This is a genomic window from Mesorhizobium sp. CNPSo 4670 (genome assembly GCF_057784235.1).
Genome location: NZ_JBWJFQ010000005.1, coordinates 320521 through 333549 on the forward strand (window position 1 = coordinate 320521; position 13029 = coordinate 333549).

The 13029-nt window shown below is 59.3% G+C and carries 21 protein-coding genes; 17 read left to right on the forward strand and 4 right to left on the reverse strand.

What is annotated here, in order from left to right:
• The first annotated feature begins 198 nt into the window (after positions 1-198).
• From AC0ZT5_RS12455 to AC0ZT5_RS12475, 5 genes are all read left to right on the forward strand, one after another.
• Positions 199-678 carry a GNAT family N-acetyltransferase gene (locus AC0ZT5_RS12455; protein WP_488496666.1) on the forward strand — a complete coding sequence of 160 codons (480 nt, stop codon included), beginning with the start codon at positions 199-201 and terminating at the stop codon, positions 676-678.
• 34 nt (positions 679-712) lie between these two features.
• A complete protein-coding gene (locus AC0ZT5_RS12460) occupies positions 713-862 on the forward strand; it encodes a hypothetical protein (protein WP_488496667.1) in 150 nt (49 codons plus the stop codon).
• A 353-nt stretch (positions 863-1215) separates the two neighbouring features.
• Positions 1216-1377, forward strand: coding sequence for a hypothetical protein (locus tag AC0ZT5_RS12465; RefSeq protein WP_488496668.1), 162 nt, complete (start codon positions 1216-1218; stop codon positions 1375-1377).
• Between the two features lie 321 nt (positions 1378-1698).
• Complete coding sequence (locus AC0ZT5_RS12470; RefSeq protein WP_488496669.1) at positions 1699-1941, forward strand: hypothetical protein; 243 nt, start codon at positions 1699-1701, stop codon at positions 1939-1941.
• Positions 1938-2249, forward strand: coding sequence for a DUF1376 domain-containing protein (locus AC0ZT5_RS12475; RefSeq protein WP_488496670.1), 312 nt, complete (start codon positions 1938-1940; stop codon positions 2247-2249). Before AC0ZT5_RS12470 ends, AC0ZT5_RS12475 begins: the two co-directional genes overlap by 4 nt.
• Before the next feature lie 285 nt (positions 2250-2534).
• Here AC0ZT5_RS12475 and AC0ZT5_RS12480 read toward each other — a convergent pair whose 3' ends face one another.
• Entirely contained in the window at positions 2535-2714 is a 180-nt protein-coding gene (locus tag AC0ZT5_RS12480) for a hypothetical protein (RefSeq protein WP_488496671.1), read from the reverse strand.
• Between the two features lie 114 nt (positions 2715-2828).
• Here AC0ZT5_RS12480 and AC0ZT5_RS12485 point away from each other — a divergent pair, with 114 nt between their 5' ends.
• From AC0ZT5_RS12485 to AC0ZT5_RS12525, 9 genes are all read left to right on the forward strand, one after another.
• Positions 2829-3566: a hypothetical protein gene (locus AC0ZT5_RS12485; RefSeq protein WP_488496672.1), complete on the forward strand. Its 738-nt coding sequence runs from the start codon at positions 2829-2831 to the stop codon at positions 3564-3566.
• A gap of 50 nt (positions 3567-3616) precedes the next feature.
• Complete coding sequence (locus AC0ZT5_RS12490; protein ID WP_488496673.1) at positions 3617-3829, forward strand: hypothetical protein; 213 nt, start codon at positions 3617-3619, stop codon at positions 3827-3829.
• Positions 3830-3839: 10 nt separating this feature from the next.
• Positions 3840-4832: a hypothetical protein gene (locus AC0ZT5_RS12495; RefSeq protein ID WP_488496674.1), complete on the forward strand. Its 993-nt coding sequence runs from the start codon at positions 3840-3842 to the stop codon at positions 4830-4832.
• A 384-nt stretch (positions 4833-5216) separates the two neighbouring features.
• Positions 5217-5414: a hypothetical protein gene (locus tag AC0ZT5_RS12500; protein WP_488496675.1), complete on the forward strand. Its 198-nt coding sequence runs from the start codon at positions 5217-5219 to the stop codon at positions 5412-5414.
• A complete protein-coding gene (locus AC0ZT5_RS12505; protein ID WP_488496676.1) occupies positions 5407-5610 on the forward strand; it encodes a hypothetical protein in 204 nt (67 codons plus the stop codon). The genes AC0ZT5_RS12500 and AC0ZT5_RS12505 overlap by 8 nt, the downstream gene beginning before the upstream one ends.
• 475 nt (positions 5611-6085) lie before the next feature.
• Positions 6086-6502: a hypothetical protein gene (locus AC0ZT5_RS12510; RefSeq protein ID WP_488496677.1), complete on the forward strand. Its 417-nt coding sequence runs from the start codon at positions 6086-6088 to the stop codon at positions 6500-6502.
• Positions 6499-6693 carry a hypothetical protein gene (locus AC0ZT5_RS12515; RefSeq protein WP_488496678.1) on the forward strand — a complete coding sequence of 65 codons (195 nt, stop codon included), beginning with the start codon at positions 6499-6501 and terminating at the stop codon, positions 6691-6693. Before AC0ZT5_RS12510 ends, AC0ZT5_RS12515 begins: the two co-directional genes overlap by 4 nt.
• Entirely contained in the window at positions 6683-7672 is a 990-nt protein-coding gene (locus AC0ZT5_RS12520; protein ID WP_488496679.1) for a hypothetical protein, read from the forward strand. The genes AC0ZT5_RS12515 and AC0ZT5_RS12520 overlap by 11 nt, the downstream gene beginning before the upstream one ends.
• Positions 7669-8031, forward strand: coding sequence for a hypothetical protein (locus AC0ZT5_RS12525; protein WP_488496680.1), 363 nt, complete (start codon positions 7669-7671; stop codon positions 8029-8031). The genes AC0ZT5_RS12520 and AC0ZT5_RS12525 overlap by 4 nt, the downstream gene beginning before the upstream one ends.
• Before the next feature lie 120 nt (positions 8032-8151).
• On the opposite strand, the gene AC0ZT5_RS12530 is transcribed toward AC0ZT5_RS12525, so the two are convergent.
• From AC0ZT5_RS12530 to AC0ZT5_RS12540, 3 genes are all read right to left on the reverse strand, one after another.
• A complete protein-coding gene (locus AC0ZT5_RS12530) occupies positions 8152-8364 on the reverse strand; it encodes a Flp family type IVb pilin (protein WP_488496681.1) in 213 nt (70 codons plus the stop codon).
• Positions 8365-8724: 360 nt separating this feature from the next.
• Entirely contained in the window at positions 8725-8853 is a 129-nt protein-coding gene (locus AC0ZT5_RS12535; protein WP_488496682.1) for a hypothetical protein, read from the reverse strand.
• 938 nt (positions 8854-9791) lie between these two features.
• Entirely contained in the window at positions 9792-11324 is a 1533-nt protein-coding gene (locus tag AC0ZT5_RS12540) for a TadE/TadG family type IV pilus assembly protein (RefSeq protein WP_488496683.1), read from the reverse strand.
• Positions 11325-11849: 525 nt separating this feature from the next.
• Between AC0ZT5_RS12540 and AC0ZT5_RS12545 the strand changes: the two genes are divergently transcribed.
• Genes AC0ZT5_RS12545 through AC0ZT5_RS12555 form a run of 3 tightly spaced genes read left to right on the forward strand, consistent with a single transcriptional unit; the run spans position 11850 to position 12727 of the window.
• Positions 11850-12314 carry a hypothetical protein gene (locus AC0ZT5_RS12545; RefSeq protein WP_488496684.1) on the forward strand — a complete coding sequence of 155 codons (465 nt, stop codon included), beginning with the start codon at positions 11850-11852 and terminating at the stop codon, positions 12312-12314.
• A gap of 33 nt (positions 12315-12347) precedes the next feature.
• Positions 12348-12530: a hypothetical protein gene (locus tag AC0ZT5_RS12550; RefSeq protein WP_488496685.1), complete on the forward strand. Its 183-nt coding sequence runs from the start codon at positions 12348-12350 to the stop codon at positions 12528-12530.
• Positions 12527-12727 carry a hypothetical protein gene (locus AC0ZT5_RS12555; protein ID WP_488496686.1) on the forward strand — a complete coding sequence of 67 codons (201 nt, stop codon included), beginning with the start codon at positions 12527-12529 and terminating at the stop codon, positions 12725-12727. Before AC0ZT5_RS12550 ends, AC0ZT5_RS12555 begins: the two co-directional genes overlap by 4 nt.
• The last annotated feature ends 302 nt before the right edge of the window (positions 12728-13029 follow it).

Consider the following 13029-nt stretch of genomic DNA (forward strand, 5'->3'; position numbering starts at 1 on the left):
ATCCGAGATCCACATGGCGGAGACGCCGATCAGGGAGGCGGTGGCGGTCCGGTATCGGGGGAAGCCGACCGAAGAGTCTGGCGTGCGTCCTGGCGCTTCCCTGTGGCCCCGATGAAGGGATCGTTTGACCTTTGCCCCGAGAAAGCGTGAGGCTCAGTAAACCCAGAGACGACGAGTGAAGCGATGCGAATTAGAGCCATGACCGAACAGGACGTCCCTGCCGTATCGAAGCTGCTTGGCGAGTCCTGGCACCGCACATATGGGCCTATCGCAGGTCTGGCGGAAACGGCCAAGATTTCGGACGTCCATCATGCCCCGCAGCGGCTCCTGGAGGAACTGGCGGACACCAACAAGATGGCGTTCGTTGCGGAAAGGCCGGATGGGTCTCTCGCCGGCTATGCGATGGCTGAGATGGATGCGGAAGGCGACGTCATGCTCGACCGCCTGCACATAGAAAAAAGTGAGTTCGGATCCGGGTTGGCGGCCGACATCCTTCACGCCGTTCTTGCGGCCCATGTCGGCATCCCGAGCATCGCGCTAGAAGTGCTTGAGGGCAACGATCGGGCGCTCGCCTTCTACCGCAAGCACGGTTTTGAGATTGTCGATCGCAAGCCTGCGTCCTATGGCGCGGAAGGACGCATGTCGATCATAATGCGCAAGCTGTTGCCTCGCTCGTGACACGCTTGCCAAGCGAAGCAAAAAGGGGGCTCGCATGGAAAATGAGCAGGTCAGCACTTTCAAAGACGGCGTCAACTACATCAACTGGGACGTCCTGCGTAAGAAGCGCTTCGCCCAAAATGTTGTGCCGCCGCGGCCGCCAGACTGGCCCGACAAGGTAACCCCCGTCAGTATCTCCGGATAGGGGCTTATCGGGATCGACGAGAAGACGAACGAAATGTTCTGGGACGGCAAGCGGCTCATTACCGAGAAGCGATTCACGGATTTTGAGCGCCGCCTGGCAATTGTCGGTCTTATTATTGCTGGCATCGGCGTCGCGGCAACTGTGGTTCAGGCATGGGCCGCCGTTGCTTCTTTGCCCTTAGTCTCGACCCAGAGGGGGCCCGCGCCACGGAGGGGACCAGATGACGCGGGCCCTGCTGATGTTTGCCCACCAGCCTTGCGACGGAGCCAAGCAGCGGCATCCGAAGCGCTAAATCAACTATTCGAAACCGCTAATGTTCCATCAAGCCGGCGGCTTCCGCTAACGCCGGCGTCATGGTGGACAATTGCATCCAGGATCGCTTCATAAACGCTGCCCGTGTCTTCCTCGATCTCGTTGCTGCTGATGCCTACGGCCTTGGCATCGGCGAAAAGCTTCTGGGTCAGTTCGGCAACCGAGATGACATCTGCACCAGCCGTTTTGGGGACGTTGTTTGAAATCCACTTGTCGAGGAAGTCGGTTGCCGCGTGTGCTCATCCAAACCATCCGAACGTGAGGCTAACCATCGCCACCGCGATCAGAATTGAAAGCGGCACGGCAGCGATCAGCCCCGCTTCTAAAAAACGTGTTTCTTTGTCACTGAACATTAGGCGCGCCTTATGCGTGCTTCGGGAATGCTAAGAAGCTGCGAACCCCGATTCGGTTCCAAGGAAGCTCACGGCGGGCTTGATTAAGAGGCGAGATAAGGCGGATTAGTTGTTCGTGCGGCTCTAGTGCCTCGGATTCAACAGTTTGGCCTCACGCATCAGCGATGACCGTTGGGACTCCCCTACTTCCCGGCGTCGGACAAGAAAAGCGATAAACGCTACCGCTGGTTCATTCGCAACCACGCGCATCATTGCTTCGAACTTGATGCCATGGATCCGCGCGTTCTTCGCGAGTGTGTGGAGCAGGAGATCAAAGGGCTGATAGAGCCGGAAGCCTGGGCGCGCTGTGAAACAGTGAACGCGGCCGAGCTCGAATCCCTTCAGACAATCCTTTCGGGCTGGAGGGCGGCATGACCGATGTTGCATCGATGAAAGTCTATATCGGCACCGAGACGGCTCTCACCGGCCACCTTACGGCCGAGGAGTTCGGCGCCTATGAGCGGTTGCGCCGCCACTACTGGCAGCATGGCAGCCTGCCTCGTGACGAAGCTCGTCTAATGCGTGTCAGTGGCATCGATCCCGAGAGGTGGCAGGCAGTCGCCAAGACCATCGGTCCATTGATGTCGGATGGCCTTCGTCGCCTTGACGAAGAGCGATCTGAGGCCGCTTCCAAGCGCGAAAGGAAGGTGACTGCCGGCAAGAAAGGCGCCGAAGCGAGATGACAAATCGATAGCAGGACCAATGCGCTTGCCAATGGCACAAACATGGCAACCGCATCGGATACGATGGCAGACGTATCGTTTTGCCAATGGCCATCAGCATTAGCATCAGCATCAGAAAGTTCTGCTCCGGATAGAAAGGAAGAAGAGTTAGCGCTTACGCGCGCGAGAGAGCCGAACGTCATGACCATGTCGATGGCAGAAGCGGCTGGCATCTGCAGAAGACCGGCGCGCCAAAGCTAAGGCGGGCATGTGATGAGAGCCTATCGCACCGACCAATGGCCGGACTCAGCGGGTGTCGGGGTCGATCTTCACCAAGCGGTCTGCCGCCTCCACCGCAGTTCGTATCCTAGTCCGCAACGCGAGATTTTCGGCAAGCATTTTTTCTGTGCGTTCGAGAGCGACCTCGGTGCGGTGGATGCGCTCCTCATCATCCGCTTTCACGTCAAAGTTCGGGTTCGGGATCACGGAACAACCTCGCTATGCTGGTTTGAGCTACAGGCAAGGGAAACCATCTCCCGGCTGTGTAGGTTCCGTCACAGTTGGCTACAGCCTGTCACACGTCGTCGCCGGGTGGTTGCCATGAGCAAATGGCTCGCCGTCGCGGGGACGGAATCACATGCCGAGCGTCTCAATGCTTCCGGCGGGCCGAACAGTCTCGGCGAGTGTTTCCGCTGCTGCCTGGACCTTGTCGGCCGCTTCGCCGACCTTATCGAAGCGCTTCAGCATTCGTTCGTGGATCATCGTCAACCGAGCGGCATGGTAAATCACGCTGCGCTTGTGTCCGTCAGAGTTGAGCGGTTCGAACAACATCATGGCGCCAAATCCTCAATGCGCGCTTGTTGGAACGATCTTCGTCATGCGCGATCTTGCTTCGGTCACACGCCGTTGCCCGGCTCGTATCCGGCCGCAAAGCGCGAGATTGACGGCAACGCCACAGTCCTCGTCCAGCATTTCTTCGGCGCTTTCGAGGGCGAGTTTCGCTCGGGAAACGCGCTGCCTGGCCCTAGCCATTTCCAAGGTCAGAAGGTCGGCCGCTATCCCGTGACCGTGGGGTTCCAAGGTGTACATCATGAAGTGCTAACACATGGCGAGGCGGTTGGTTCCCTGCCGTCGAGCTACGGTTGCTCGCCGCAGCGTCGGCCGATGACCATGAGGGGGGCGAGGTCCAAAATCGCAGCACCGTCGCCAGCGCCGACCGTACAAAACGCAAATTGTTACGGCTTAGCGAAGGAACGGAGCCGACCGGTCGGCGCCTTGCTTGTAATCGAATTCTTGACGTCCTCCCCGTCAGATCGCTGTCAGGCCTTAGGCAAGTGAGCGGCGCCGAATGCATGCGGCGTCATAGGCAGCGGCAGCGCCAAGGCACCATGCCGCTCGTGCTCGACATCGACCAGGTGAACCTCTCGGCCTTCCTGGTGCTCGCCGGCTACTTTGGCCGTAACCAGTCAGAAGACCGCGCAGCGATCCGAGAGGCGGCCGAGAAATGGGTTGCCGCGGCGACGTCTCCGCAGGTCTTCGAAAGTGTGACGCTGTCACGCCGCGCAATTTCCGAAACAGGTATGATTCCCAAAATCGCCTGAACGGACCGACATGGCCAAACGCAAGCCGAAACCGCCCGCTTCCGAAGTGCTCCCGGCGCAAGTAATCCAGCCGATAGTCGTCGACGCGAAGGCGATCGAACTCGGGAAGATCAAGGGCCGACTTACTGAGTTGGACAAGGCTCGGGCGAAAGCCCAAGCCAAGCTTCCGCGTTTCAACAGCGACACCAGCGACGAAACCCTGACGACGGTATTGAAGCAGGCGCTGAAGGTCGTCGAGAACGAGCGCCTGCACCTCATGGCGCGGCAATTCCAGATCGAAAACAACGTCGATCTATACACGAACAAGTCGGACGAACCGGCACCGAAGGCGATGGCAGAATGGTCAATAAAGGGCCTCGCGCAACCTGAGTATCCGAAGGGTGCTCGCTTGGCGGGCAACGATGAACTCCTCGACGAGCGACGGCAGGCGTTCGACCACTACTGCGTCGACATGCTCGCCAAAAATGCTTCCGAAGATGGCTTTTCGCCTGATAGCGAAGTCGACCTCGAGAGCCTCCTGATCGTGAGAGCTGAAGCCCTGGCAGCGCTCTTTTGGGAACCTCACAGGTTCATGGAACTAGAAGACCGCGTCCAGATCATTGAGAGCGTGGCCGAAACGCGGTTCAACTATTCTGAGCGGCGCCTTACCGACATTGCTGCAATCGGGGCGAGCAAATCAGAGCAGTTGGAATCGCGTGTTTCCGAACTCGAGGCTCATCCCCTCGGGCCACAGGTCGCCGATCTTGAGCAGCGGGTGTCGGATGTGGCTGCGCTAAGGGCGAACGCCCGCGCGGCCATTGAGCAGCGCGTCGCCAGCCTGGAGTCAGATCAACGCGTCCGCGACCTTGAGCAGCGACTGGTCGACGTCGCCGCCCTTCAGGGCAGCACCTCAGCCGGGCTGCAACAGCGTCTGGCAGACGTGGAAACGAAAGCCTTAGAGGTCGAAAATTCGGCGAGGTCGAGCATCGCATCGTGGACCTTGAGCTCAAATCCCGTGTCGTGAAGAGCGTGACGAACGTCGTCGGATGGGACGGCGCCGGTCGCATCACCAGAACCGAAAAACTGGAGGGCTAAGGCGAATTCATAGACGCCGTCACCAAGCTCGCAGAACTCGAGTCGCGGCTAGTCGACGTGTTGGAGGGGAGCTCGAAGACGACGGTCGGTTCGTCGTCAGGCGCTGGGCGAGGGAAGGCCGCATACTCCTCGAAACACGCAGCCAGACGAGGGTGCCGATCTACCGCGGGGTCCACGACCATACGCGGACTTATCTGCCAGGCGACATGGTCAGCCGCGGCGGTTCGCTGTGGCACTGCGATGTCGAGTGCAGCGGTTCCTTCAACGGCGATAGATTCACGTTGGCTGTCAAAAAAGGACGGGATGGCGCGCAATGACTGAAGCAGAGCGACAGGAATTCAAGGCGCGGAAGGCGGCCTTTATCGAGGCGCTCTTCCGCAAGCTTTTCAGCGAACGCAAGGCCGAAGCGCATCTCGCAGAGATAGCCCGCCGTGCCGAACGCGAACGGGAACTCTGGGAACGCGCTCACGCGCCTGCCGAAGCCAGCCAGGAGGTGCCTACGGATGGATGAGATGTGGATCCCCGCCGAGGCCGCCGCCGAGGTTGACGAGTTGGTGGCGCTGAATCTGAAGCACTTCGAGCCGAAGCTCCGGCAGGTACTCGGCCGCGATCTGAACAAGGTGGAACGGCGCAAGCTCTACGTCACGCTGCTCCACCATTTCTCCGCGAAGGTTCAGGTCGCGCCTCCCGATACACGGTTGCAGTGAATGCCGATGCGTTCCGCCCCGCACGCATCGACTATGGCGACGGCTGTCGAACCCAGGACGGCGGCGGCCGTCGCCGACCATTGCACCAGACCAGGGGGGTGGTCGAGAATCGAAAAGCGAAACGGGTGCCCAGACAGCTCCGGAGTCACGGAGACTCCAGGTGCGCGCGCCGATGAATGTCTAGAAAATCAGGAAGGTTGAATTTCAATGGCAAAACGGGGCCGGCCAACCCGATCCACGGCATCGGCAAAGGCGCTCAAAGGCGTGGATATCGACGCTGTCGACCCGCTCACCGTGCTTCGTCAGATTGCGAGTGACACCTCAGCGCCGGCTTCGGCCCGACTCGCTGCGGCTAAGGCGCTGCTGCACAGGGAGGCCGCAAGAAGGATGCCGGCGACGGGGCCGAGAATGATCGGATTTCGGCGCGCGCGTTGACGCTTTTGAATGGCGGCAAGCGATGAAAGGGCGGCAAGCGATGAAAAGCGAGGATGACCGAATCCCGACGATCGGCGAGCACCGCGGCGTCGGCCTGCACGATTCCCAAAGCGAGGCGCGGCTTGCCGTCGTGCGGCGCGAACTGGATACCGTGCTCGACCTCAGCGACGTCACCAAGCTGATCGAAATTTGCGGCGCTGTTTCTTGGAGCCCAGAGGCTCGACTGACCGCTGCGGCGATGTTGCAGGCCAGGCATCAACTTGCCGCCGAGGATCGCAAGTCCAGGCCCATGTTCGACCTGGCCTATGTCGGCGCCTGCGTCGCTGGGCTCAACAGCCAGAATTGGCGGTCGCCCTGGGTCTATGGCTCGCTGCTCGACCCTAGCCGCACGCCTGGCGGGGAATGTCCGGTCGCTCGCGACCAGCCGCTGGACGACGAGGAGAGGGTCCGCCGATGAGCCTCCCCGAAGTCGGATTCATACCCCGCATCGACGCCGCATCGGTTGGCAGTCGACGATTTGATCTGGCGGCATGGGATGACTTTCTGGCTTGGCTCTCGGGATACTCGATCGAGACCTTCGATATTCATCAGGACGATATCGCGGCGCTTGAAACCGCCCTGAGGGAGGAAAGCGCTAATGCCGTTTAGGGTCAATCAACTGATCGGCTTTGGCGCGAAAGCATCCGCCGCAGCGCCGCCGGTGCTGGCTTTCTACCTCGGCACTGTTTCCGATACCGTTGACGCCTCGACGTTCACCTTCTCCAGCGTCGCGATCGGCGCGGCGGACGCGAGCCGGAAGATCTTCGCCAACGTTGGCGCTGCCAGTGCCGGCGGTGGCGCCCTGACGATCACATCCGTCGTAATCGGGGGCGTTACGGCCAAACTGGCTCAGGAAGCAAACGGATCGACCGATAGGCGTGCTTCGATCTATGTCGCCGATGTCCCAACCGGCACGACAGCCACGATTGTCGTGACATTGAACGTGACGGCGAGCGAATGCGTCGTTTCCCTCTATAGGTCGACCATTCCGAGTTTGCTGTTGATCGATCGCGACCAGGCGCATGTGGGTAGCGGCTCGGTTGCCACGCTGACGCTCAACAATTTGGCGGTCGTAAACGGTGGCTTTTTTCTTGCCACCCTGGTCGACACTGCTGCCGGCGTGACGACAACCTACAACGGCACGGATACTATTGTCGAAGATGACGAGCGGGCTGGCGTTCGTAACTACATCTCTGCGTCCTGCCTGACGACGGAGGACAACGATACCCGCGACATCACCTTCACCACCGGCATCAACTCCAGTTTCGACATCGCTGGGGTATCCTTTGCAGGAGCGGTGGGCTTCACGCCCTACGCTCCTGTGCTGGCTGATACCTTCTCGGACGGAACCGACAGCGCCGGCCCGTTCAGTTTCGCCGGCAAATCGCTCGGTACAGCCAATGCCTCGCGGCAACTCGTCATCGCCTTCGGATGGGAGTCAGGCAGCCAGCGCACGCCGTCAAGCGTCTTGGTCGACGGCAATGCCGCGACACTGGTGCACCTCAGAAACAGTGGCAGCCAGGGCGGCTGCGCCATCTACCGGCTGCCATGGCCGACCGGCACGACCGCACGGTTGCGATCACGATGAACGGCGTAACAACGCGCATAGCGGGCGGGATCTATGACATGCGGCCTTTCCGGCAGGCCGAGGTCGACGCAGCCAGCAATACTGCAACGGCAGCGGGAGCAATCGTAGCGCCGGATGTGGAGATCAGGGACAAGGGCTTCATCATCGAGGTCGGTTGCTCCAACTCGAGCTCCGAGGACAACACGGTTTCCTACAATGGAACAGACACGGTCACACGCGATGCGCAGATCACCATCGAGACGGCAAGGATTGCGCTAGCATCCGGGCTGACGACCGAATTTAGCGCCTTCACCAACGACATCGGTTTTTCATCAACAGGCAGCACCACGAAACGCGTCGCAGCAGCGAGTTGGATATGAAAAAGGGCCGGCGCTACGAACGCCGACCCTTCTCTAGGCCGATAGTCTGGAGGGGCAAAACCTCCAAAGAGTAAGTCCCCAACCCATCTATCGCAAGCGCGCCGGGTTCAGGGCGCGCTGTTACGGAGTGCAATCGCCGCCGGTGCCGCCACCAGCCGTGACACCCTTGGTGTTAAGGTTGTGGCAGAGACCAGTGAACTGATCACCGACCCAGCCGCCGATCGCCAGGATTGCGAGCAGCGAAACGGCGGCGATGATGCCGACGAGAATGGAGTATTCGACCATCGCGGCGCCGGATTCGTCGTCGCGAAACTGCTTGATGAACTTCTTCATGTGATTACCCCTGTTACACCCTTACCCTGGACAGAGGTGCCCCTGTAGGTGCTCATCCCCCAGTCCCGGCATTAAATCTGTTCCTGCTAATATACGGAGTCAAAGGGATTTTAACGGATCGTTAACCACGAAAACTTCGGCGCCTAGTCGCACAGGGGTAACTACCTGATTTGTCACGGAATTTCGGCGGCTTAACCATAGCCTCATCCAATCGACGGACGCTATCCGGAGGATATATCCCGTTATTTCAACCCGCCCGCGAGGGCATGAATGCCTGCCATTCTACCGGTCTACGCTGATCAATTGCGGGCAGCCGGTCTCCGCATAGCTGGTTGTCGTGAACGTCCCGGTACCGGTGAATTAGCGGCAAAAATATCCGTTTCCAGCCTTCTCCTGATAGTAGAGAATGCCGCTCAATGTGGCGAGCAGCGAGCCAAGCGCCGCCACCAGGATCAGCACACCCAGAGCGATGATGACCGCTTTCGGCATATCGTCTCGCCTTTCGCCAACTGGCCGCTTGCGGGCGACAGAGTGCGGCCAATCAGGGAGCGAGTCTATGCATGCGGGACAGCGCGCTAACCGAACGGCCTGGCCGCGGCTGGACGCCATGGAAAGAGGGCCCGGTCGACCTCGAGATCGATCGGGTCTGGTGGGCGGCGCGTGTCTTGCACTTCGCCAAATTGAACCTGAGTCGCTGGTTCGACGGCTCGGATCTCGTTGCGATCGAGCACTGGGGACATCGCCGGCCTAAATGGTGCATGAAGCTGAAGCCAAAACACTGGCAACCGCTGCCCGAGGTGTATCGGAAGGCACGTGAGGACGAACAGGCGGCCGCGCTGGAGCGCTTCCGTGCTGCGCAGGCACTGACCCAAGGGCAAGGCTCATCAAACTCTCAGAACAGCGCCCTACGCCAGCGCCGGCCGAATAGCTGCCGAAAGGAGCAAACCAGCATACCGCAATTGCGTCACCCTCGCAGGATCGGGAACTTGGGTCCTGCACCGCTGGCCACCGGCGCGAGCCAGGACGCACGGGCACTTCGGCGATGCAGGAGAGCGGCCAGCGGAAACGCGCTTTGGCTTGGGCTAGCACTTCGAGAACTGCTACGCCCTACGCCATGTCCGATAATCGGCGGGCTTCGGCAAGTTCGGTTGTGAAGTGGTGGCGTCCTCGATGACGATAGATTCCGCTTTTGGCTGGAGCCACAATCGTACCTCGACCGCGGTGGTGGTAGCGATTGCACCGGCTACAGCCGCCAGAAGAAACAGTCCCCAATAACGGTCCCGCAGACTTCTTCGCGGGGCTGTCAGAATATGCTCAAGGTCGTCTAGCAGATTGTCCATGCCCCACTTTACATCGAAAACATTTAGACACTGCTAATGAACAGCGATCTAAGCGAACGCCAAGGCCAACCTAACTGGCGATGGCTCTCATCGATACAGCTGGGCTTCGTTGCGGAATGCTTTGTCGAGAAGGGTGTTGTTGGCAAACCCTCCATCTACGTCGACGATCTCCAGGCTGATAGGCTTCTCGTTGGCCGTGGAGTCCTCATCGTCCTTGCTGTTGTCCTGCTTCTGGACTGGGCTGTTTATGAAGACCCTGGCATAGCCATCAGGCTTGAGCTGGGTATGGCCATTGATCTTGGCCTGGTTGGCGACGCAGTTGACGATCGCCATGTTGAGCAACCGGCGATCGGGATCCGGTGTCGGCGTCGTTCCCTTGAAGCAGGCTGGAACGCCCGATTCCTTCGATGGGTTCGGCGACTTATCACCCACGATGTTATGGGAAATCTCGTACTTATAGACGTCGTACCGTGATGCAGGGGCTGTCATGCTTCCGGTCGGGTTGGTAGTGCTCGGGACGTTGGGGTATGCAGCACCATTGTGATTTATGCTCCAGTAACTGCTCCAAAAACTCTGGGCCCCAATTTTGTCGGTCATCCCCTTCGAGCTGTCATAATTGGCGCCGGGCGGGAGACCCATGGCCGTCGGCGGCGGACCATCTGTAGCGGCGGTGAATTTGTTGCAATTGCTGGTTTTGCTGGCTCCTTTGCGCACATTGCTCGCAGGTCGGTATTGCCAGTCCTTGTCATTCTTCTTCAGCGAGGAACTGTAGATGTCGAAGCGGACGTTGAGCCCAGCATTGACCTGGCCCAAGGTGACGCCGGTTTTCGTGGTGAGCTTATCGCGGTGATAGCAAGTGCCGGCGGTACCGGTAGCCAGGGCGTCGCGCAGCGAGGTCAGACTGTTGTCGATCAGCCCGAAATTGCCAGGGCCTGGGTTCGAGTCCACCTTGAGAATACGAAACTCACGGCTGTAGGTGTCCCCTGAAGCAAACGCCTGTTGGATCGTCTTGCTGGTCGCGGGAACTGTCGTCTCGAACGGGTTGCACATGAAAATCGGCACGGTTTCGCAGATCGACTGGACGAACCCGGCCACGGCCTGTGGCTGGATGTCCATGGTGTTGGCGCTGCCAATCATGCTTGCCGGAAAGATCGTCGCAAATGCGCCGGCACCATCCGCCAAGCCAGAGGCTTTTACGGTGACCTCTACGAACGAAACAGCCTTGGGATCGGTGCTTGCCCAGTTGACACCGTTGGCGTCGACACCAGCAGCGGTCAAAGTGATGTCGTCGCTGGCGGGTAGTCCGGTCAGATAGGTAATGGTCACGTCAGACAGGGCGAGTGTGTGATCGTCTGCGGTAGAAAACTTGGTTGTGTTGTTTAGCAGAGTTACAGCGGCCAGATTGCCTCTGGTGATCGAATCCGCCCTGCCGTCCAGTTCACCGGCAATCGCAATTGCAAGCGCATCGATGCCCTTCTGTAGGTCGTTGTGAAGGCCGTTGAGCCGGCCCATATCGATCGCCAGCACTGAAAAACCGATCAGAACCGGAAACATTATCGCCACGAAGATCATCGCGATACCGCGTTGATCATTCCAGAATTTTCGCAATACACGAAACATAGCAGAGTACCCCGGCTCTGCCGCAACTATTCCCCCGTCGAAAGACAATAGACGCTCTTTCCTCCTACGGCAAGTACCGCATTCAGCAAAGATGACCTATATTCGCAGCATATCCCGCTATATATAGCTGACTTGACGTGTTTTTCTGACGTTCATGCATCCTCACTGATAGGAGAGACTTTGCCAGAGGCTGGTATAGAGTTGACAAAGTTCAATAGGTATACATGTTTATTTAGATCGTACATGCCTAAAGGCCGACCGTTCGGAGTGCGTATATATTTTGACGAACCTAAGAAATCGAACTCCCAAACGGCGTTAGTAGAACCTAAGCATCAGCCCCAGACCTTTGCGGCTGTCGTGTAAGACTTTAGTCCTACCTTTCTGTCAGACTCTTCATCTGCTCAAGCGCGAGGTGGGTCGAGCCGTGGCCGCGAGCTGCTGGAGCGGCCCGGCCGCTGCTGGACGACTTGCCTATAAGTCGAGACTTATGCAATATCCGCCACGTTCTCCACAGCGAGGCGCGGCATGCTTGCACGGACTCCCTTCACCGAAGTCGAGATCGAGGGCGTCGGCGTATTTCGGTTGCCGAACATGTGGCAGTCGCAGCGCATTAATCGGCTGCGTGGGCTGAAGCGTCATATCGCGGTGTTGGCCGCAGGCTGTGGAATGACGACCCGGCAGTTCATGAAACTGCCCGACGCCACCAAGGCCGAGCTCGATCGCGCCTATCTCGCCCTGATGTCGCCATCGAACTCGTACAGGCCAGCAAGCGAACCGGCAGAGCCGCGGGCGGTGCCAGGCGGGCACATGTCCGTTGACCAAAAGCTCGCGATCGGCCGGCGCCTGATCGCTGTCAAAGCGTCATTGTCGCGTGGTCATTTCGGCCCATGGCTCGACAAGCAGGAAGGGCTTTCCCCCGGCATGGCCCGCCAGTGCATGCGGCTGGCCACAGGCGGGCGCCAGGACGCACGGGAAGAGTTGGCCGCATAGGATAGCAGCGGGCCCCGGTCGGCGTTCATCACCTTGAACCGGGAATTGCGCGAACGGCTCTGGCAACGTGTCCAGGACCACGCAGGCGCGGCCCCCAAGGGCATGATGCGGCCGGCGACGCAATGGGTCAAGCCGGGGCTGATCGGCCGCGTAAAGCATCTCCGCGGCGAGGAAGACCTACGCCATGCTTCGCTGCAGGATTTTCGGGAGGAATGAGCAAGCGCGGCAGTGACTTTCTCTACCACTGGATATCGGACCATCTACAGGATGAACCGATCATCGACCCAGTGCTGCTGGTGATCGATATGACTGTGGAGGCGAAACGGGCGGCCGAAACCCAAGGCATTCCCGGCCAAGAGATCGATGACGAAATCGGCACGATCTACAAATTCATCATGCAGGGGTTGTGCTAGGCGCCGGCAAGAGGCCGAGCAGGCTTGGTTGCGGTGGCACGCGGCCACAGGCAGTTATCCACAGGTAGTCCACAGCCGTCGGCGACAGGCAATCCCTTAACGACAAAGCGAGCCTTCCCGATTTAATATTACATTGGGCTTGGTGAGGCTCGCTTCACCCAAGCACCCCTGCACCGGTCATTTCAGCGTCGATAATCGGGAATTGTCAGATTGGATGCTGCACGCATTAGCTTCGAGGCCAGACAACGGGCGGACTCCGTTGCACCGCCGCCCAGATTTGATCCTTTCTGGGCTAGTGTGGC